The 18,949-nt window shown below is 70.7% G+C and carries 19 protein-coding genes and 1 pseudogene; 6 read left to right on the forward strand and 14 right to left on the reverse strand.

What is annotated here, in order from left to right:
* Positions 1-4: 4 nt before the first annotated feature.
* From EV376_RS17580 to EV376_RS17620, 9 genes and pseudogenes are all read right to left on the reverse strand, one after another.
* Positions 5-430, reverse strand: a complete 426-nt coding sequence (locus EV376_RS17580; protein ID WP_486482672.1) for a hypothetical protein — start codon at positions 428-430, stop codon at positions 5-7.
* A gap of 228 nt (positions 431-658) precedes the next feature.
* Complete coding sequence (locus EV376_RS17585; protein ID WP_130324631.1) at positions 659-1,636, reverse strand: NAD(P)-dependent alcohol dehydrogenase; 978 nt, start codon at positions 1,634-1,636, stop codon at positions 659-661.
* Positions 1,633-1,860, reverse strand: coding sequence for a helix-turn-helix transcriptional regulator (locus tag EV376_RS17590; protein WP_109903460.1), 228 nt, complete (start codon positions 1,858-1,860; stop codon positions 1,633-1,635). Before EV376_RS17590 ends, EV376_RS17585 begins: the two co-directional genes overlap by 4 nt.
* On the reverse strand, positions 1,854-2,282 hold the full coding sequence (locus tag EV376_RS17595; protein ID WP_130324633.1) for a hypothetical protein: 429 nt from the start codon (positions 2,280-2,282) through the stop codon (positions 1,854-1,856). Before EV376_RS17595 ends, EV376_RS17590 begins: the two co-directional genes overlap by 7 nt.
* A gap of 127 nt (positions 2,283-2,409) precedes the next feature.
* Complete coding sequence (locus EV376_RS17600; protein ID WP_165438025.1) at positions 2,410-3,888, reverse strand: radical SAM protein; 1,479 nt, start codon at positions 3,886-3,888, stop codon at positions 2,410-2,412.
* 134 nt (positions 3,889-4,022) lie between these two features.
* A complete protein-coding gene (locus tag EV376_RS17605) occupies positions 4,023-4,673 on the reverse strand; it encodes an HAD family hydrolase (RefSeq protein ID WP_130324637.1) in 651 nt (216 codons plus the stop codon).
* 30 nt (positions 4,674-4,703) lie between these two features.
* On the reverse strand, positions 4,704-6,824 hold the full coding sequence (locus tag EV376_RS17610; RefSeq protein WP_130324639.1) for an NACHT domain-containing protein: 2,121 nt from the start codon (positions 6,822-6,824) through the stop codon (positions 4,704-4,706).
* A 247-nt stretch (positions 6,825-7,071) separates the two neighbouring features.
* Positions 7,072-7,947 carry a transglutaminase domain-containing protein gene (locus EV376_RS17615; protein WP_130324641.1) on the reverse strand — a complete coding sequence of 292 codons (876 nt, stop codon included), beginning with the start codon at positions 7,945-7,947 and terminating at the stop codon, positions 7,072-7,074.
* Positions 7,948-7,980: 33 nt separating this feature from the next.
* Positions 7,981-8,730, reverse strand: a pseudogene (locus EV376_RS17620) (class I SAM-dependent methyltransferase); the annotation flags it as partial.
* A gap of 103 nt (positions 8,731-8,833) precedes the next feature.
* Between EV376_RS17620 and EV376_RS17625 the strand changes: the two are divergent.
* Positions 8,834-9,538, forward strand: a complete 705-nt coding sequence (locus EV376_RS17625) for a VOC family protein (RefSeq protein WP_130324643.1) — start codon at positions 8,834-8,836, stop codon at positions 9,536-9,538.
* Between the two features lie 76 nt (positions 9,539-9,614).
* Here the strand turns inward: EV376_RS17625 and EV376_RS17630 are convergent, their stop codons facing one another.
* On the reverse strand, positions 9,615-10,577 hold the full coding sequence (locus EV376_RS17630) for a DMT family transporter (RefSeq protein ID WP_130324645.1): 963 nt from the start codon (positions 10,575-10,577) through the stop codon (positions 9,615-9,617).
* Between the two features lie 82 nt (positions 10,578-10,659).
* On the opposite strand from EV376_RS17630, the gene EV376_RS17635 reads away from it, so the two are divergent.
* A complete protein-coding gene (locus EV376_RS17635) occupies positions 10,660-11,559 on the forward strand; it encodes a LysR family transcriptional regulator (protein ID WP_130324647.1) in 900 nt (299 codons plus the stop codon).
* A 12-nt stretch (positions 11,560-11,571) separates the two neighbouring features.
* Here EV376_RS17635 and EV376_RS17640 read toward each other — a convergent pair whose 3' ends face one another.
* From EV376_RS17640 to EV376_RS17650, 3 genes are all read right to left on the reverse strand, one after another.
* A complete protein-coding gene (locus EV376_RS17640) occupies positions 11,572-12,366 on the reverse strand; it encodes a class F sortase (protein WP_130324649.1) in 795 nt (264 codons plus the stop codon).
* Entirely contained in the window at positions 12,350-12,985 is a 636-nt protein-coding gene (locus EV376_RS17645) for a hypothetical protein (protein WP_130324651.1), read from the reverse strand. The genes EV376_RS17640 and EV376_RS17645 overlap by 17 nt, the downstream gene beginning before the upstream one ends.
* A 266-nt stretch (positions 12,986-13,251) precedes the next feature.
* Positions 13,252-13,902 carry a carboxymuconolactone decarboxylase family protein gene (locus EV376_RS17650; RefSeq protein WP_130324653.1) on the reverse strand — a complete coding sequence of 217 codons (651 nt, stop codon included), beginning with the start codon at positions 13,900-13,902 and terminating at the stop codon, positions 13,252-13,254.
* Positions 13,903-14,216: 314 nt separating this feature from the next.
* On the opposite strand from EV376_RS17650, the gene EV376_RS17655 reads away from it, so the two are divergent.
* Positions 14,217-15,227 (forward strand): trypsin-like serine peptidase, encoded by a 1,011-nt coding sequence (locus EV376_RS17655; protein WP_486482673.1) that lies wholly within the window; start codon positions 14,217-14,219, stop codon positions 15,225-15,227.
* 219 nt (positions 15,228-15,446) lie between these two features.
* Here EV376_RS17655 and EV376_RS17660 read toward each other — a convergent pair whose 3' ends face one another.
* The gene (locus tag EV376_RS17660) at positions 15,447-16,118 is read right to left on the reverse strand and encodes a GNAT family N-acetyltransferase (protein WP_130324655.1); all 672 of its coding nucleotides are present in this window, start codon (positions 16,116-16,118) and stop codon (positions 15,447-15,449) included.
* A gap of 199 nt (positions 16,119-16,317) precedes the next feature.
* Between EV376_RS17660 and EV376_RS17665 the strand changes: the two genes are divergently transcribed.
* The 3 genes from EV376_RS17665 (at position 16,318) to EV376_RS17675 (ending at position 18,941) form a co-directional block, all read left to right on the forward strand.
* The gene (locus tag EV376_RS17665; RefSeq protein ID WP_130324657.1) at positions 16,318-17,265 is read left to right on the forward strand and encodes an alpha/beta fold hydrolase; all 948 of its coding nucleotides are present in this window, start codon (positions 16,318-16,320) and stop codon (positions 17,263-17,265) included.
* A 72-nt stretch (positions 17,266-17,337) separates the two neighbouring features.
* On the forward strand, positions 17,338-18,048 hold the full coding sequence (locus tag EV376_RS17670; RefSeq protein ID WP_130324659.1) for a DUF1223 domain-containing protein: 711 nt from the start codon (positions 17,338-17,340) through the stop codon (positions 18,046-18,048).
* Complete coding sequence (locus EV376_RS17675) at positions 18,045-18,941, forward strand: redoxin family protein (protein WP_130324661.1); 897 nt, start codon at positions 18,045-18,047, stop codon at positions 18,939-18,941. Before EV376_RS17670 ends, EV376_RS17675 begins: the two co-directional genes overlap by 4 nt.
* The last annotated feature ends 8 nt before the right edge of the window (positions 18,942-18,949 follow it).

Genomic DNA, 18,949 nt, shown 5'->3' on the forward strand with positions numbered 1-18,949 from the left:
GACGCTAACAGCCGGCACGGTCACGATCGACCGGATAATCCCGGCCTCGCGGCCTGCGCAGCCAGGGCGCCAGGCCGGGCGCCATCGCGATCAGGACGACCGCGAGCGCCGTGATCACCGCTTGCCCGACCCGGCCGGGCGTGATCCCCGGTGCGGTTTCCAGCACGTAGTTGGCGTACCCGTTCGCCGCCGCGTCACTGGCGAACACGGCACAGCCGAGGAGCAGCCCCTCGATCCGGCGCAGCGCCAGCAACAGCGCCGCGAGCGGATCGAACACGGTCAGCGAGGTGAAGTACAGCGTCAGCCAGGTGGGAGTGGACGGACCTGGACCACCCGGCCGGACGCCGAGCAGGTCGCCCAGGTGGACGATCCCGCCGTAGGCGAGGACGCAGACCGCGGCGGTTACGACGCCCCCGACCCACCGTGGCACACCGGCCCACCGCCGAAGCCATGTCCGCCTCGCCGCGCCCACCTGCCCCCCGTCCGGCCGGGCACCGCCAGGATCCCGGTCGCCGGCAACGTTAGTGGACACCGGTGCCCGCCCGCGCACGGAAGCGGCCGGCGATCATGGAGTCGTGGTGCCTGACGAAGGCCATGAACCGGGGTGAACCGGCCACCACAACTCCATGATCGACCTTGAGGGGCAGTGGGAAGGAGGTCAGATTGTGAGGACGACCTTGCCGGCGGGGTGGTTGTGCCGGAGGTGTCGGATCGCGTCGGCCGCCTGCGCCAGGGGATAGGTGCGGTCGACCGACGGGGTCAGCGCGCCGGACTCCATGAGGTTCCGCAGCTCGTCCAGATCCTCGGCCCGCTCCACCGCGCTCACGCTGCGCAGCCGTTGGCCGACGAACAGGGACAGCAGCGGCGCGCGGACCATCTGCCGGTCGTAGCCGCTGAGCACCGGACCCCTGGTGTACGAGCCGCCGACCAGCGCCAGCGTCCCGCGCGGGGTGAGCGCGCGCCGCAGGAGGGCGAACGGCCGGTCACCGCCGGTGTCGATGACCACGTCGTACGCGGGGCCGTCGCGGTCGACCTCCTCGCTGGTGTAGTCGAGGACGTCGTCGGCGCCGAGGGCGCGTACGAAATCGGCCCTGGCCGGCGAGCAGACGGCGGTGACCGTCGCCCCGTACGCCTTGGCGATCTGCACCGCGTGCGACCCGACACCGCCCGACGCGCCGATCACCAGCACCCGGTGCCCCGGGCGCACCTCGCCGCTGTCGCGTACCGCGCGCAGCGCCGTCATCCCGGAGACCGGCGCCGCGGCGGCCGGCGCGAACGACACGTTGGCCGGTTTGTGGGCCAGCCGCCGCTCCGGCGCGCTCGCGAACTCCGCGTACGAGCCGCGCACGGAGGTGCCGAACACCTCGTCGCCGGGCCGGAACCGGGTCACCCGGGCGCCGACCGCGGCCACCACGCCGGCCAGGTCCCGGCCGCGCACCGGCACCCGGGGCCGGCGCACCCCGCTGGCCAGCCGCGCCAGGTAGGGGCGGCCGGTCATGAAGATCCAGACTCCGGGGTCGACGCCGGCCGCGCGGACCTGGACGAGGACGTCCTGGTCGCCGATTGCCGGCCGGTCGACGTCGCGGAGCTGGAGCACGTCAGGTGGGCCGTAGGTGTGCTGGACGATGGCCTTCACGGCGTCGCCTCCTCGGGGTACTGGAACACGTCGTCGAGCCGCGCGCCGAACACGCGGGCGATCCGGAACGCCATCTCCAGCGAGGGCGAGTAACGGCCCTGCTCGATGGCGATGACGGTCTGCCGGGTCACGCCGATCCGCTCGGCGAGCTCGGCCTGGGTCATCTCGTCGTGCGCGAAGCGCAGGGCGCGGATGTTGTTCGTGACCCGGGTCGGCTTCACCACTGCGGGACACCCTTGCGATAGACGATCACCTTCGCCAGGGAGCCGACCACCGCCGACAGGACGAAGCACAGGTAGATGACGTTGGCGATCCAGAACCAGTCCCACTCGGCCAACGCCATGAGCATCGCCGACACCGCGCCGATGATGACGAAGGCCTGCCCGACGTGGTCGCCGAGCCGCCCGATCTCCCGGTCGCGCACGTCCTTGACGCGGGAGGCGCGCGGGTTCACCACGCCCATCCCGATCTCGGCCAGGATGCTCGCGACGATGGCGCCGCCGACCGTCCACAGCAGGACGCCGGCGTAGGGCGTGGCGGCGAGCGGCCCGCCGTCGACCCGGCTCAGGACGACGGCGGCGTAGACGGCGTAACCGACCGCGCTGACGACCAGCATGATCCAGGCGCGTTTCTCCTCGTGCGTCATGACCGCCTCCCGATGTAAAGAATCATTGACACGTCCAGAGTAAGGCGTCTTTGACACCATGTCTAGAAACTTTTACATCTGGGTGCCTCGGCGAACGCCGGGGCTGTCGTCAGACAACGCGCAAGGCTCAGTTCGACACAGCTGGATTCGCCTCACGCGGGACAGTGCTGTCGCGAGATCGCTCCACGCGTTCCAAGGTGCCGGCGAAGCGCGGCCGCCACGTCGGCGCGTCCCAGGCGTAGCTGAACGCCCACGGCGCGACGCCCCGCAGGTGCACGCCAGGTGGTGTTTGGATTGTCATCGGTGCGCCTCGCACCATCTCCAGCATGTTTAGTGAGCAGTCCACCCGGCCCTCTGGTGCTGTGGCCTTCAAACGAAGGAACCAGGCCAGTTGAGCATGGGCGTCCTCCTCGTGTTCCCCGGGAAGCCCGAAGATCAGGTTGGTGACCACGGTAATGCCCTGCTCGGCAAGGGCGAGGATGATCTCTTGAAGCATCCCCGGCTCGGCACGTTTGGCGACGAGGCGCTGACCGCCGGGGTGGATCGTCTCGACGCCGATTTCCAGGGTGGCCAGGCCCGCATCAGCGAGAAGTGGAGCCAGTTGGATGAGGGCTCTGGTGGCCTTCGTGGTGGCGCTCCAGCGGATGGTGGTGGTCGGCCCTCGCAGCAACTCCTGGGCGAAGGCCCGCAGCATCGGTGCGGTGAAGAGCGAATCCTTGAGGGAGAAGCGACGCACCCCATGCTCCCGGACGAGGGTGTCGACGGTCGTCCGAGCCGCGGCCGGCGCGAAGGCGGTGGTCTGCGGCTCGACCAGCGGATAGGTGCAGAACGTGCACCGGCCGTACGAGCAGCCGCGGCTGAACTGGACCGGTAGCGTCAACGCCGGCCGGTGGTAGTGGGCGAGGTGACTTCCGGAGAACGTCGGCAGGTACTCGAATGGACTGCCGGGAGGCCGCTCTGGAAGCAGGGCTGGGTGCACGCGGGACAGGCGGTGTCGGGCCACGACGGAAGTGAACTCGTCTTCGCAGTGGCCGGTGAGCACCAGGTCGGCAACCGACCGCAACCGGGAATCTCGCCGCATCTGCTCACGCAGCAGGGTGACGTGGCTGCCGCCGAGGACGGTCGTCGTGTGCGGCCAGATCTGTTTGGCGAGGCGCAGCACGAGTAGGCCGACGAAGACCTGGGAAGGGCCCATCAACGAGACGCCGACCACCGGGGGGCTGTCGGCGGCGGTGAGCAGGTGCTCCTCGAGCCAGGCCCGCCAGGGCTGGGGATGCTTCGTAGCGGCGTCCACGGCGGCACCGATCGTTTCGACGGAGTAGTGCATGCCGGCGACCGGATCGGCGGTGTCGGGCAGGTGCAGTGGAACGGCGTCCCGCAATCCGGTGGCAGCGAAAAGCCAGCTCGCGGCGGCTGCCACGCCCTTGCGGTCCTTGCCGTGGTCACCCAGCGTCCATCCGGGCGCGGGCTTATCGGTGCGGAATCGCTGGAGCAACAGGATGTTGAGGTCGAGAACGGTGACGCGGTATCCGGCGCGCGCCGCGGTCGTGGCGAGAATCGCCGGTCCAAGCGGTGGATTGGTGTCGGACGGGGACGGCGGAGGCACGACAACCAGTGCGTCGCAGTATGTCTTTGATCTCGCCCCGGCGGTGGACCGGACGGCTCGTGGTGATCCCATGGACGCCTCACACAGGGTCAGTAATTGATTGCCGTCAGTGTAAGGGTGGGGTTGGGGCAGGTCTACACGCGTTCCAGCACGGCTCGTAGATCTCGGATACGGAAGTCGGATGCGCAGTTGCGAAATGCAAACCCCGGGTGGGCGTACAAATAGGTCGTCCCACCCGCCACCTCCGCCAGTCGCATGTCGCTCGCCGAGTCTCCGACGATGACGATCTCAGTGAACCGCGGTTGCTCGCAAAGGTACGCAGCCAGAATGTCGTTCTTGGTGGTCTTCACATCCAGTACATGCTGATCGACGGCGAACGCTCTCCCCGGTCCGAAGTATTCCGCTATCTCCAGCAGTTTCAGGAACATGTCCAGCGTGGGGGGCCGGGTGTTACTGATGACAATCTGCTGGTGCTGCGCGGCGACCGCGTCCAGCACCGCCGTGACGTGGGGCGTCGGCCTCATCCAGCGATACTGCAGCTCGGGCCGCTCCGCAGAGAGTCGGAAGCACGCGTCCTGCAACTTGAGATGAACGTCGTGGGCAGCGTCGGGCAGCAGAAACGCGAAGTACTCGTACCACTTGTGTCCGTACAGGAGACGGCCGTCGTCGTAGCTGAGGCGCTCCTCGTACCCGAAGCTGAACAACACCTCGTTGGAGATGTCCACGACCGCTCGATCATTCCCGTGTTCCAGCACCCCGTGTAGATCCCAAACGAAGAGTTTCACGAGCGCCTCTCTGGTAGCCGCGTCATGTGGTCACCCGACAAACGACGTCGGGTTTGCGTCCGGTATGGGTCGACTAGAGATCGCCTGTAGCATCTCGGACAGTCGCCTTTCCATCGGAGGCCGCAAGCCCTGCCCGGCCAACGCTGCAACGGCATCGCGAAGTATGGAGAGGGCACGGCCACCGATCCTCTCACGACGGACGAGGTAGATGTCCATGAAGGTGTAGAGGTCGACATAGCGACGCTGCGGAGCGATCGCTTCGAACACGGAACTCTCAAACATTGCCAGCACCCGGTTCGAGGTGCGTTCGTGCGGCACGTAGGGTGGGTCGTCGAGGAACGGCGGGCGACCCGTCCTGACATCGCCGTAGTAGTACAGGACGTACCCGCGGCTGCAGGCCCGGAAGAGCGGATCATCCTGCAACAACGAGAAGAACTGGTCGAGCGCGACAGCTGAGCGATGATGACACATTGCCCACAGGATCGAGTTGACCAGGAACTCGTCGTGTTCCTGGTGCAGCAGCTCACCCAGCTGGCGGGGCGCCGCCGCACTGGTGCGGGAGATCAGGTAGACGAGCAGGTTGCAGACGGTGAGTCGGTCGGCCGGATCCAGACCCGGTTCTCCCCGAAGCGAGCAGTAGACCATCGACAGGCGCTCGCCTAGCCGAACGTCGGCGAGTTCGTGGAGTTGGCCGACCAGGTGGTGTCGTATCTCCCGGGTCAGGTCCCTGCGCAGCAGCGCCACCGCATCGCTGGGGGTAACCTCCGACAACAGCTTGTCCCGGATGTACCGGGCCAGCAGGTACTCGTAGAACGAGTAGTGCAGGAACTCCCCGACTTCCGTACCGTGTGCTGTCCGGCGGTCGATCACTTGATCGAGCGCCCGGCTCTCCCCGCCGCGCCGGACCGGACCGGCGACCGCGAGGTGCAGATCCGCCATCGGAATGGCGTCCGCTGGGAGCTCACGAGAGTGGACGAACCAAGCCGCCTCCTGCCACAGGATCAGCGACTGACCGCTCCAGGACGGCTGCGTGCCACGCACCGCGAAGTCCGTGGCCCGGCTGAGCCGGCTCAGGTACTCGCCGTAGAGATTGCTGGCACTGCTGATGCCGGCCGCACCGGAAGCTCCGATGAAGGTGAGCATCCGGGCGTACAACGGCCGTGCCACCAGCCGGGCCAACTGCTCCGACGCCACCACCATCCGGTAAAGATCAGGGTTCGAGATCAATCCGCGACGTTGCAGGCGAGCGAGGTAGTCGGCGAACTCGACCTCGACCGACCAGCCTTCGAGGAGAAAGACCTCGTCGAAACTGATCGAGGCCGTTTCGAAGGCGATCCACTCCTCGTACTCCCGGGCCCGGGAGGTCACGAGAGCCGGCGCGTACTCCAGCAGTTCACGCAGCGCTGTGGTCAGTACGTCGCCATCGGTCAGATCGCTCGCCTCGTCCAGGCCATCGACAAGCACAACCGCTTGGGTCAGCAGCGCCCGGTGGAGCCGAGCCGAACGGACGACGCTAACGGCCTCCACCGCGTCCAGCGCGCGTAGTGGAATCGGGTACAGCCCGTTCTCCTGCAGGGCTAGGGCGACGCCGTACAGCGATAGGCTCTTGCCGGAGCCCGGCTCGCCCAGGAGCAGGACCGACTTCCCGCGTCGAAGCCGCTGCACCAGCTCGACGACAGTCCGTTCACCCAACTCCGTGTCGCCCCCGCGGTAGCCGGTGAGGCGGCTGGGCACGAAGAGACCCATACGGTGAAGCTCGGCCAGACTGAGGTCGAGGGGGTACGCGGTCCGCCGACGTCCGAGACGGCTGACCAACTCGGCGGACAGTCGGGCAAGGCGATCAAGTTGCTCGGTGTACCGGAACTCTTCCGGGGCAGCGGTTTCGAGCGGAGGACCGCTGCTCGGTCCTGCCGCTGTCGGCGGATCGGGCGAGCCTTGGACCTCATGTGCCCCTCCGCTGGAGGGAGCGACCGCCAGAACGACGGTGAGGCCGATCAGGAGCGCCGCCAGGACTCCGAGCGAGTGCCACGGGTGGGAGCGGACCAGCTCAAGCCACCCGGGCCACTGCTGCTGCGCTGAAGCCTCGTTGGTGATAAGGCCCGTCAGCACAGTGGCACCCGACAACACGCCTGCAATCGCGATTATCACCACGGTCCGCGGTCTTCTTACCATCACGTCTCCCGTGGCCTCGGCTCGGCGATCGTGACATCCCGGTAGACGTTGTCAGCACTCGGTCACTGGTGCCTCACCCAATGCTATCGGGTGAGTTCACATTGCCTCCTCCCGTCTAGACGGAAGCGCCACGGCCCCCGGCCCAGCAGCGGCGCTTGACCGACCCTCCGCCGCCCTCGGTCCAGGTGCGAGGCTCGTACCTGTCGTCGGCCGGCCACACCCCACGTCAGCGGCGCAGGTCGACTGCGGTGCGGACGCCGGTGATCGGGGAGACGCTGTGGATCTGGGGGCCGGGCCGCAGGCGGGCGTCGGCGGCGTACCGGTGGGCGAGTTCCTTCTCCGCCGCCCGGTCGCCGCCGTCCGCGGCGAGCAGCAGCGCGGCGATCTCGTCGGCCAGCGCGAGATCGGCGGACGCGAGGTCACCGGTCATGGCGCCGAAGGAGTCCCACAGCAGCAGCTCGTCCTTCTGCCGGTGGGCGAGTTCCTGCAGGACGTAGTCGTAGACGAGCCAGGCGCCGCGGATGGGCAGTCCCTTGTCGACGCCGTAGACGTCGGGGTCGATCGTCCCGGCCCGGTACGCCGACCACACCCGGGCCGCCGAGTCGAACAGCCCGGCCGCCGGGTCGATGTCGTAGCCGTCGAACGGCCACTCGCCGGCCGGGTCGACTTCCGGGTCGGCCCACACCCAGCGCTCGCCGTTCCAGTACTCCACCAGCACATGGTCGTGATGCCACCCGGGCGTGAAGTAGGAGGCGAAGCCGATCCGGCTGCGCGCGGGGATGCCGTGCTGGCGCAGCACGGCGACCGTGAACAGCGTGTGGTCGCGGCAGCAGCCCGCGACGCGGTCGGCGGCTGGGCGGGCCGCGGTCAGCGGCAGCGGGAAGCGGGCCTGGTCGGTGTCGAGGATGCGGTCCAGCCAGCGGTGGTTCACCTCGTCCAGCCGGTCGGCGGGCAGCTGCACGCCACCCGCCCGGTAGTGGACGATGACGTTGCGGGCGGCCGCCGCGGCGCCGGCCAGGTCGGCGGGTACGGCGTCGAGCAGCGCGGCGTGCCGGCGGGGGTCGCTGTAGGGGGAGTGCGTGCGGTAGTCGTCGAGGTCCATCCGGTCAGCCTTCCGCCTGCCACCGTGTCAGGGTCAAGATGTGGCGGGTCCGGCGACGAGCAGGCGGAGGCCGAGTTCCGCCGCGTCGAGACCGACGAGGTCCGGGTTTCGTTCCGCCCACCGGCCCGAGGCGAGGTCGGCGCGGAGGTTCCGCACCGCCCGCCGCTCGGCGTCCGGCCCGACCCGGGTCCAGACCGACACCCCACGCCGGACGTTCTCGTCCAGGTACGCCTCGGGTCGGCGCCAGTACGCCTCGAAGAAGCCGTCCACGCAGTCCCACGGGATGGCCACCGGCTCCACCCGGGCGCCGATCGCGCCGGCCAGCTCGGCCAGCGAGGGCCGGCCGGCAGTGAGGTCCGCGACCTCGGGCAGGTAGTCGCGGGTGAGCCAGAACCGGTGCAGCCAACCGGTGGCACTGGTGTCGTGCGTGAACACCACCACGCGGCGAGCGACGCGCCGCATCTCGCGCAGGCCCGCGATCGCGTCCGGCCAGTGGTGGATGGTGGCGAAGGCCATCGCGGCGTCGAAGGACCGGTCCGCGAACGGCAGGCTCTGCGCGGCGGCGGCCACGCACGGCGCCGCGCCGGCGGGGCGCTGCGCCCGCATGAGCGCCGAGGGTTCCACCGCGACGACGTCGCGGTCGGTGGGCTCGTAGGAGCCCGTGCCGGCCCCGACGTTCAACACCGTCCGCGCGTCGCCCAGCGCGGCCCAGACCTGCGCGGCGATCCGCGGCTCGGTGCGCCGCGTCACGGTGTAGGTGGCTCCGATGGTGTCGTACAGCTGCCTGCTGGACATGCCGCTGCCTCCTGGCTCGTCGACGGGCCGGCCGCTCCCGGTGACCGATTATTGCCTTGTTGGTCCGGTGGCCCGTGTCTACCGTGTGCTGATGCTCTCGCGACTGCTGTCGGTGACCTTCGATGCGCGCGACCCGGCTCGCCTGGCGCGGTTCTGGGCGGGGATGCTCGGCCGGGAGATCGTCGAGGACGCCGGTGGCGTACTGCTGCCCGGCGACGACACCCAGGTCGGCCTCCGGTTCGCCCCGACCGGCGCGGAGCTGGTCCGGCCGAACCGCCTCCACCTGCACCTGACCAGCGCCAGCGGCGACGACCAGGAGCGCATGGTGGCGACGGCGCTGGGGCTCGGCGGCGACCACCTCGACGTCGGGCAGCGCCCCGAGGAGGGGCACGTGGTCCTGGCCGACCCCGAGGGGTACGCGTTCTGCGTGATCGAGCCGGGCAACAACTTCCTCGCCGGGTGCGGCCCGCTCGGGGAGCTGGCCTGCGAGGGCACCCGGGACGTCGGTCTCTTCTGGAGCGCCGCGCTGGGCTGGCCGCTGGTGTGGGACAAGGACGAGGAGACCGCCGTCCAGTCGCCGCACGGCGGCACGAAGGTCGCGTGGGGCGGCCCGCCGGTGGCCCCGAAGGTCGGGCGGAGCCGGCAGCGCTTCGACCTCGCCCCGGTCGGCGGTGATCAGCGGGCCGAGGTCGACCGACTGGTCTCCCTCGGCGCCACCCGGCTCGAGGTCGGCGCGGCCGGCAGCGCCGTGCTGGCCGATCCGGACGGCAACGAGTTCTGCCTGCGTGCGAGCTGACCGGTGTGACGGCGACGGTGCGGGCGGCGATCAACGCGGCGAGGACACGTCGGGGTCACCGGTCCATCATGGGGAGTCAGCGCCGCGTCGCGAGCACCACGCCGCCCAGGCAGAGCGCGCCGCCCAGCAGGGCGAGCGGCGCCGGTACCTCGCCCAGCAGCGTCCACGACAGCAGCACGGTCACCGGTGGCACCAGGTAGGTCGCGGCCGTGGTGCGCCCCGCCGTCCACCGGGACAGGACGTAGCCCCAGGCGAGGAAGCCGACCGCGGTCGGGAAGACGCCCAGGTACAGCATGCCCAGGGTCGCCGACGCCGGTGCCGCGGCGAGCTCGGCGAGGAGTCCGGGCGCGAACGGTGACAGGGCCGCGGTCCCGGCCAACGCGCCCAGCCAGGTCATCGTCACGGCGTCGACCCGCGCCAGCAGGCGCTTCTGAAGCAGTACGCCGAAGGCGTACAGCACGGCGGAGAGCACCGCCAGCGCGACGCCGAGCTTGTCGGCGTGCCCGGTGAAGCCGCTGGCCGCGATCAGGGCGACGCCCGCGAAGGCGATCGCCACCCCGACGCCGAGCCGGCGGGTGAGCCGTTCGCCCAGGACGAGGACCGCGGCCACCGCGACGAGGATCGGCGCGGCCGCCACCAGCAGGGCCGCCGTCCCGGCGTCGACCAGCCGCTCGGCGGCGTTGAGCGCCACGTTGTAGCCGCCGAACCAGGCCACGCCCCAGAGCGCGACCAACCCGAGGGTCCCGCCGCGGGGCCGGACGGCCGTGGCGGTGCGGAGCGGCGTCCGGCGGCGCTGGCGCCCGGCGCTGAGGGCCACGAAGACGCTCAACGCGGCGGACGCCGCCGCCATCCGGCCCAGCGCCATGGCGCCGGGGGAGTAGTCGTGCCCGGCGAAGCGGATCCCGACGAACGCCGACGCCCACAGGAACACCGTCGTGCCGGCGGCGGCGAGGGTCGGCCAGGACCGGGGGTACGCACCGGAAGCGCGGTCGTCGACGGGGGCGGCCGGCCGGTCGGCGGTGAGCTGCGCAAGCGTCATGGGGCCGATTCTCGGGCGCCCGAAGATTCAGCACCAGTAATTGTTTCTTCACAACAGTTCAGTACGGCTTTATGGTTGGGTCGTGCTCGACGTCCACCGCCTCCGGGTCTTCCGCTCCGTCGTGGCCTCCGGGTCCGTCCAGGCGGCCGCCGCCAACCTCGGCTACACCCCCTCCGCCGTCAGCCAGCACCTCACCGCGCTGCAGCGCGAGACCGGCCTCACCCTCCTCGCCCGGGCGGGACGGGGCCTGCGGCCCACCGCCGCCGGCCACGCCCTCGCCGCCGAGGCGGACCGGGTGCTCGCCCGGCTCGGCGCGGCCGAGTCGCTGGTCGCCGACCTGCGCACCGGCCGCACCGGCGCGCTGTCCATCGCGTACTTCGCGTCGGTGGGCGCGGCGTGGATGCCGTCCGTGGTGCGGCGGGTCCTCACCGAGCTTCCCGGTGTCCGCCTCGACCTGGAGCTGCGCGAACACATTCCGGACAGCCGGGAGGAACGCGCCGACATCCAGGTGGTGGTGGCGCGTGCCGACTTCGACCCCGGCCCGGGCTTCACCGCCCGGCACCTCCTCGACGACCCCTACGTCGCGGTGCTGCCCGCCGGGCACCGGCTCGCCGGCCAGGCGGAGGTGGACCTGGCCGACCTCGCCGACGAGCGGTGGATCGACAACGACTTCGCCCGCGGCTGGTGCCGCACCAACCTCATCGAGGCCTGCACCGCCGCCGGTTTCCGCCCGGCCTTCCGGGTCGAGGCGCACGACTACCCGACGGCGCTCGCGTTCGTCGCGGCCGGCATCGGCATCACGGTGCTCCCCGCCCTCGGCGCGGCGCACCTGCCCGACGGCGTGGCCCGGGTCCGGGTGGTCCGCCCGGTGCCGGTCCGGTCGATCCACGCCGTGGTGCACGACGCGGTCGAGCACACACCGGCGGCGCGGACGGCGCTGGCGGCGCTGCGGGAGGCCGCCGGCCCCGCGGACGAGCGGTAGGTCGTCGAGGGCTCAGGCGGCCAGCGTCGCGAACACCACGATGTTGTCCTTGTACGACTTCGCCTTCTTGTCGTACGCGCCCCCGCAGGTGATCAGCCGGAGCTGAGCCTTGCCGGTGTGGCCGTAGACCGGCCCCAGCGGGAGGTTCTTCTTCGGGTAGCGGGCCACCCCGTCGACGGTGAACCGGGCCGTCGTGCCGTCCGTGCGGAGCACCTCGACGGTGTCGCCCGGCTTGAGGGCGCCGAGCCGGTAGAAGACCGCCCGGCCGCTGACGCGGGAGTCGACGTGGCCGACCACCACCGCGGTCCCGATCTCCCCGGGACTCGGACCCAGCTTGAACCACCCGGCCGTCTTCGGCTGGTTCAACGGCGGGACCGCGATCTGCTGGTTGCGGTCCAGCCCGAGGGCGACCGTCGGCGCGTCGATGCCGATCCGCGGGACCTTGATGCGGGTGGGTTGCGATCGCGGCATCCCCACCGTGATCGGGACCGGGGACGGGAGGACCGCGAGCGCCGACTCAGCACCGCGTGCGTCGCCGGGGCTCCCCGAGGTCGACGGCGACGCGCCGGCTCCGCTCGGCGTCGGGTCTGGAGTGGGGGGCGCCGCCGCCAGCGGTGACTGCAGGGCCGGCGGCGCGGCGGCGAGGTCGGGCTGGGGCGGCCCGACCGGCTCGGGGGTCAGCGCCGCGAGCCCGAGCAGACCTGCTCCGGTGAGTGTGACGAGGACGGCCAGGAAGAGGCCAGCGGCGCGCCACGGGAAACCGCGGCGGCCGCTGGCGCTCCTGACCGCCTCAGGCGACCGTGCCATTGGCGGACCGCCGGCGCAGCAGCGCGAGGCCACCGAGCACGCCCACGCCCATCAGGCCGGCACCGGCCGTCCCCAGGGCACCGGTGTCGGTGCCGGCGAGCGAGCCACCGTCACCGGCCGCGACGCCAGCCGTCCTCGGCAGCACCCAGGCGCCCTCCGGACCGGCGTACGCGCCACCCGGCGCCGGGGTGATGCCGGCCCGCTGGCCGACCGCGGCCGGGCCGAGACCGTCCTCGACCATGGTGAGGAGGTCGGTGAGCAGCCTGGTCTTCACGTCCACGTCCACGTCGATGTCCCGGATGCAGACGACGATGTTGCGCTCGGGGGCGGCGGCGGTGTTCGACGCCGCTGCCGACGCGCCCAGGTTGAAGGTGACGACGCTGTGGCTGATGGTGTTGTCCTTGATGATCTGGGTGATGTTCTGCTCGTTGATCTGCGTGGTGGTCGCGCAGGTGACCCCGTTGCCCTGCTTGTCCTTCAGGTTGAACGTCTTCGGGGGCTTGCGGTCCGACTTGGACGGTCCCTCGTCGCTCGCGGCGAGCGCGGTGGCCGGGGCGGCGACCGCCAGGGCGGCGCTGGCCAGCACCACCCCACCGGCGAGCTTGGTCAGGTACCTCATCGACATGTTCCTCTCTCCGTCAGGAATGGCTCAGAAGGCCGAGCCACGTCGAACGCTAGGCGGATTCATGCCGAACAAGAGGAACTTCCGGGTTCCGTAACACCTAAGACGCTTCATGCCTACAAGTAGTTAATTCACGTCTTCTGGGTTGTTGATCCAGCCCTGTCCGATCTGAGCGCGACAGGCCGGGTGTCGGAGCGCGCCGATCACGGGTCCGGAGGGCGGGCCACGTGTGGGTGACCCGCCCGCCGGTCACCGCTGCGCCGTCACGCGGCCCGGCGCGCCGGCACGCCGCTCGGGGACAGCACGCCGCTCGGGGACGGCACGCCGCTGGGGGACGGCGCGCCGGGCCGCTCGGCCAGGGGCGCCAGGCCGCACGTCGCGGCGAACCCGTGGGCCTCGATGCCCAGTGCCACGTTCGTCCGGGCCGTCTGGTTCGCCAGCCCGATCCACGCGCTGAGCTCGACCAGCGCCGGCGCCCCGAGCTGCTTGAGCAGCCGGTCCGCGAGCTCGTCGGTGACCGTCGGCGGCGTCTGCGACATCGCCTCGGCGTACTCCAGGACGTCGCGCTCCAGCGCGGTGAAGACGGTCGACTCGCGCCAGCGCGGCACCTCGCGGGCCTTGGTCACGTCGAGCCCCTCGTTGTGCGCCTGGAAGTAGCCGTAGTCGAGGCAGAACGAGCAGCCGATCAGGGACGCCACCGCCATGTGGGCGTACGACTTCAGGTTCTCGTCGCACTCCTTCCACTTGCTGGCCTTCCGGCCGGCGCCGAAGCCGAACCTGAGCACGGGCTTGTGGTGCCACATCACGCCGAGCGCCTCGGGCACGTCGCCGAAGGTCTTCCTGCTGAACCTCTTCAGGACGGTGCCGAAGACGCCGGTGATCTCGGTGGGTGGGACCCGGGTGTTACCGGCCATGTCTCCTCCTTGGTCGCTGTTTCGGCATGGAGACACCGGCCGGGTCGGATCTGTGACGGCGGCGCTGAGATTCCGGGTGTGACGGGCGACACCTATTGCTTGCCGGCATCGCAATTCCCACTCGTCGACACTTTCTTTTCCGGGCGGGATGAATTCTAGGGTGTCGAGATATGCGAATGATTTTAACGGCCTGTGCCGTTCGTCGCCTACAAGTCAGTGTCAATTACCTGGCATGCCGCCTAATTGCGATCAGAGCAATTCCGTCGATACGTTTCGGTGGCCCGATTGGGGCACGGAGGAAGAGGGGGCAACAGTTGAAACCAATCCTGCGATGGTCGGCAACGGCCAGCCTGGCGCTCGCGCTGGTCGTCACCGGCCCGGTGGTCGCCGAAGCGAAGCCGACCACGGTCGACCGGAACGGCAACACCACGGTCGTCGCCCGCACCAGTGATGGTCGCGCGATCACCAACGAGAAGATCGCCAAGGAGGTCGCCGCGTTCTGGACGCCGGAGCGGATGGCCAGCGCCGTCGACCTGGACATCGCGAAGCCCAAGGGCGTGACCGAGTCCGCAACCGGGGCCGCGGTGCCCAAGGGACCGGCCGGCACGGTCGCGCCGGTGGCACCGAGGGTCGCCAGCACCGACGACAAGAGCATCCAGCTCAACGAGTCGAGGACCGTCGGCAAGGTCTACTTCACGACGCCCGGCGGTGGCACCGCCTCCTGCTCGGCGAGCACCGTGGCCAGCGGCAAGCGGCGACTGGTGATGACCGCCGGCCACTGCGTGCACCAGGGCCGCGGCGGCCAGTGGTACGGCAACTGGCAGTTCGTGCCGCGGTACCGCAGCGGGGCGCGCCCGTTCGGCACCTTCGTCGCCTACCAGCTCACCGCCCGCACCGCGTGGGTCAACAACGGCAGCTACGACGAGGACATGGGCATCGCCATCATGCACAACGGCGGTAGCTGGGGCCTGAAGGTCGTCGACACGGTCGGCGGCAACGGCCTGCGCTGGAACTGGGGCTACAACGTTCCCCTGGTGACGGCTCTCGGCTACCCGTCCAACCTCGGCGGCGGCCAGATCCAGTACTACTGCCAGAGCGGGACCTGGCACGCCGGCGGGCAGCAGATCCGGATGTGGTGCAACATGACGTACGGATCCAGCGGCGGTCCGTGGCTCCAGGAATACAACGACCAGAATGGCCTCGGCTACATCAACAGCGTCGTGAGTCACGGCGACAATCCGGGTAACGGCCAGTTCGACGGCCCGTACTTCGACAACGACATCAAGAGCCTGTACGACTTCGCGGAGGGTCTCTCCCCGGCGTAGGTCGCGTTTCACGCGGGAGCCCCGGCCCGGTGGCCGGGGCTCCTCGCGCTGACCGCCGGAGAGGCGGCGGAGAATGAGTACGCGGTCGAGCGATATGACTGAGCGGAATAGTTGTGACCGCCAGTCATATCGCTCGTACGGACGCCCTGGCCCGGCGCGCGACCCGCCCGGTCGCCGTCAGCACGGGGGCGGGTGGGCGGTGCTGGCCGGCCGCGACGGCTACTGCGACGACCGCACCTGGCCCGGGGTGCCCACGCTGCGCCAGCGCCGCAGGTCCCCCTGATCGCGCAACGCCGTCCACATCGCGCGGGTCATCTCGTACTCGACCTCGCCCTCCTCGGAGCCGGGCAGCGGCTCGTCCCAGGACGTGTGGAACGTGCGGACGTACCGCATCCCGACGGACTCCATCACCCGCCGGGAACCGGTGTTCACCGCCATCGTCTGCGCGATCACCCGTCGCTGCCCCACCGTGTCGAAGGCGTGCCGCAGCAGGACCCGGGAGGCCTCGCTGGCCAGGCCTCGCCGCCAGAACCGGCGGACCAGGCGGTAACCCAACTCGGCGACGGTCGGGTCGTCGGGCTGGTCGGGGCCGTTCGCCGGCGGCAGCATCATCAGCCCGACGAAGTCGCCGGCGTCCTCGGTAGCCGGCGGCGTCGAGCCGGGCGCCCCGCCGTCGGTGCCGAACGCCATCCAGAAGCCCAGGCTGTCCACCTTGCCGGCCAGGCCCGTCCGCCGCGCGTGCGACTCGACCACCTCGTCCCTGGTCCGGGCCCGGCCGTAGAGGTAGCGGAGCACCTCCGGGTCGGAGTCGAGCTCGACCTCCAGTTCCAGGTGCCGGTCGGCGAGCGGGACCAGCAGCAGGCGCTCGGTACGCAGGATCGGTTGGGGCATGCGGGAAACCATGGCACGACGGCCTTCTCGACGCGATCCGTTTTGCCGCCCGGCGGCGCCCGGCGCGGGGCCCGCCGCCGCGGTAACCCGTCAGGGTTCACCTGCGGCGGAAGCCGCTCGCCGGGGCCTCGCCGGCCAGGAGAATCGGCGGTCGCAGGGCCCGCTGACGAGCCCGGTGCCTCCGACGAAAGGAATCGCCATGACCTCGGCCGCCACCCGGTTCCCCGTCGCGGAGGGCCCCGCCTCCGTCACGCGGGCACCGCACCTTCCGGCCGGCTTCGCCGACACGTTCACCAGCCGGTACGTCGACGCCGGTGAGGTGCGCCTGCACGCGGTCATCGGCGGCGAGGGGCCGCCGCTGCTCCTGGTGCACGGCTGGCCGGAGTGCTGGTACGGCTGGCGCCTGCTGATGCCGACCCTGGCGCGGGACTTCGAGGTCATCGCGGTCGACCAGCGCGGCATGGGGATGTCCGACAAGCCCGACAACGGGTACGACACCGGCACCCAGGCCCGCGACCTGATCGCGCTGATGGACGCGCTCGGCCACCACCGGTTCGCCGCCGTCGGTCACGACACCGGGTTGGCGATCACCTACGCGCTCGCCGCGGACCACCCGGACCGGGTGGCCCGCATCGCCGTCGTCGACATCCCGGGGTCCCCGGGGGCGGCCCCGCCACCACCCCTGTTCGTCCCCGGGCCGCTCAACGACCGGCTCTGGCACCTCGGCTTCAACCGGATCGACCGGTTGAACGAACAGCTCGTGACGGGACGGGAGAAGATCTTCTTCCAGTGGGAGTTCGACGCGGCCGGCAAACCGCTGCCCGACGAGGTCATCGACTTCTACGTCGGACTGCTCTCCGACCCGGACTCGCTGCGCGGCAGTTTCGGCTGGTACCGGGCGCTCGACGCGACCATCTCCCAGGACGGGCAGCGCAAGAACACGAAGCTGCCCATGCCAGTCCTGGCGATCGGCGGCGAGAAGAGCTTCGGGCCGAAGGTCGCCGAGGCGATGCGGGTCGTCGCGGACGACGTGCAGAGCCTCGTCGTCCCCGGCGTCGGCCACTTCGTCGCCGAGGAGGCGCCCGACGAGATGCTCGCGGCGCTCGGCGAGTTCCTCGCCCCGTACCGGAGGGAGACCGCGTCCTAGCAGCTCGGGAATGGTCGCGGGCGGAACGGGAAGGCCGGTGACGGCTGCCCGACCGACCGAGGAGGACGCGCCGTGCCGGACACCACGCGCACCGGGTCGAACAGTGCCCACGGCGGTTTCGCCGTCGTCGAGCTGTTCACCTCCCAGGGCTGCAACAGCTGCCCGCCCGCCGAGGACGTGCTGTCCGAGATCGACCGTGACGCCCGCGAACGCGGCCAGCCGGTCTACGCGCTGGGCTTCCACGTCGACTACTGGGACCATCTGGGCTGGGCCGACCCGTACGGGAACGAGGCGCACACACTGCGCCAGGAGGCGTACGCGCGGGCCTTCCAGGCGCGGGGCCTCTACACGCCGCAGATGGTCGTCAACGGCACCGTCGAGTTCGTCGGCTCCGACCGGCGGACCGCGACCGACGCCATCAAGGCCGCCCTCACCGAGCCGGCCGCCACCCCGCTCACCGTGACGGCCGAGCCGGCCGACGGCGGCCACGTGCTGGTGGACTACCACGCCGAGCAGCCACCGGAGCGGGCGGTGCTGAACGTGGCGGTGGTGGAACGCGACCTGGCGAACGACGTCCCCCGCGGGGAGAACGCCGGGCGGCGGCTGCGCCAGGACGCCGTGGTGCGCGCCTTCACCTCGGCCGACCTGAACCTGATGAGCGGGCGCGTCGACCTCGAGGTGCCGCCCGAACTCGATCCACGACGGGCGATGGTGGTCGGCTACGTCCAGGACGACGACGACAAGTCGATCGTCGGCGCCGCCGCCGCCGAGGTGCCGGCGTGACCGCGAACCTGACCGTGCAGCTTCCTCCCATCACCGTCGAGCGGTGGGTGAACTCGCCGCCGCTGACGCCGGACGACCTGCGCGGCCGGGTGGTCCTGATCGACATCTGGGAGTACACCTGCGTGAACTGGATCCGCACCGCCCCGTACGTGAAGGCGCTGCACCGCGACTACGCCGACCTGGGCCTGACCGTCATCGGCGTGCACGCCCCCGAGTTCGAGTTCGGCCGGCGCCCGGAGAACATCGACCGCGCGATCCGCGACCACGGGCTCACCTACCCGATCGCGATCGACAACGACTTCACCTTCTGGCGGGCGCTGCGCAACGACGCGTGGCCGGCGAAGTACCTCTTCGACGCGGACGGCCGGCTCGTCGACCGGTGGGTCGGCGAGGGCGCCTACGAGCGGGTGGAGTCGGAGATCCGCCGGCTCCTGGAGATCCGGACGCCGCGTACCAAGCTGCCGCCGGTCAGCCCCGAGGCGCGGGACTTCGCCACCACCGGGGAGCCGTCCTACTTCGGTGTCACGCCGGAGACGTACCTGGGCGCGGACCGCGGGGTGCCGGGCACGTTCAACCTGGCCGGCGAGTGGGTCAACGGCGGCGAGTACATCGAGCTGACCGGCGACGCCGGCGAGCTGGCCCTGCCGTTCAACGCGGGCGAGGTGAACCTCGTCGCCGACCCGGGACCGGGACCGGCCGAGGTCCAGGTGCTGCTCGACGGGGAACCGATCGGCGGTGAGCGCGGCGCGGACGTCGACCCGGACGGGGTCGCGCGGGTCGACCGGGCCCGGATGGTCCGGCTCGTCGCCGGCGCGTCCCGGGTCGACCACCTGCTGACCCTCGTCGCGTACCGGCCCGGGTTCCGCGCCTACGTCTTCACCTTCGGCCCTTGAGGTCGCGT

The sequence above is a fragment of the Micromonospora sp. CNZ295 genome, from assembly GCF_004217535.1.

What these genes read in the sequence shown, in the direction of transcription:
- EV376_RS17650 (WP_130324653.1), bottom strand. Translation starts at nt 13,902, where the DNA reads ATGGCCGGTAACACCCGGGTCCCACCCACCGAGATCACCGGCGTCTTC.
- EV376_RS17625 (WP_130324643.1), top strand. Translation starts at nt 8,834, where the DNA reads ATGCTCTCGCGACTGCTGTCGGTGACCTTCGATGCGCGCGACCCGGCT.
- EV376_RS17660 (WP_130324655.1), bottom strand. Translation starts at nt 16,118, where the DNA reads ATGCCCCAACCGATCCTGCGTACCGAGCGCCTGCTGCTGGTCCCGCTC.
- EV376_RS17595 (WP_130324633.1), bottom strand. Translation starts at nt 2,282, where the DNA reads ATGACGCACGAGGAGAAACGCGCCTGGATCATGCTGGTCGTCAGCGCG.
- EV376_RS17615 (WP_130324641.1), bottom strand. Translation starts at nt 7,947, where the DNA reads ATGGACCTCGACGACTACCGCACGCACTCCCCCTACAGCGACCCCCGC.
- EV376_RS17665 (WP_130324657.1), top strand. Translation starts at nt 16,318, where the DNA reads ATGACCTCGGCCGCCACCCGGTTCCCCGTCGCGGAGGGCCCCGCCTCC.
- EV376_RS17645 (WP_130324651.1), bottom strand. Translation starts at nt 12,985, where the DNA reads ATGAGGTACCTGACCAAGCTCGCCGGTGGGGTGGTGCTGGCCAGCGCC.
- EV376_RS17630 (WP_130324645.1), bottom strand. Translation starts at nt 10,577, where the DNA reads ATGACGCTTGCGCAGCTCACCGCCGACCGGCCGGCCGCCCCCGTCGAC.
- EV376_RS17640 (WP_130324649.1), bottom strand. Translation starts at nt 12,366, where the DNA reads ATGGCACGGTCGCCTGAGGCGGTCAGGAGCGCCAGCGGCCGCCGCGGT.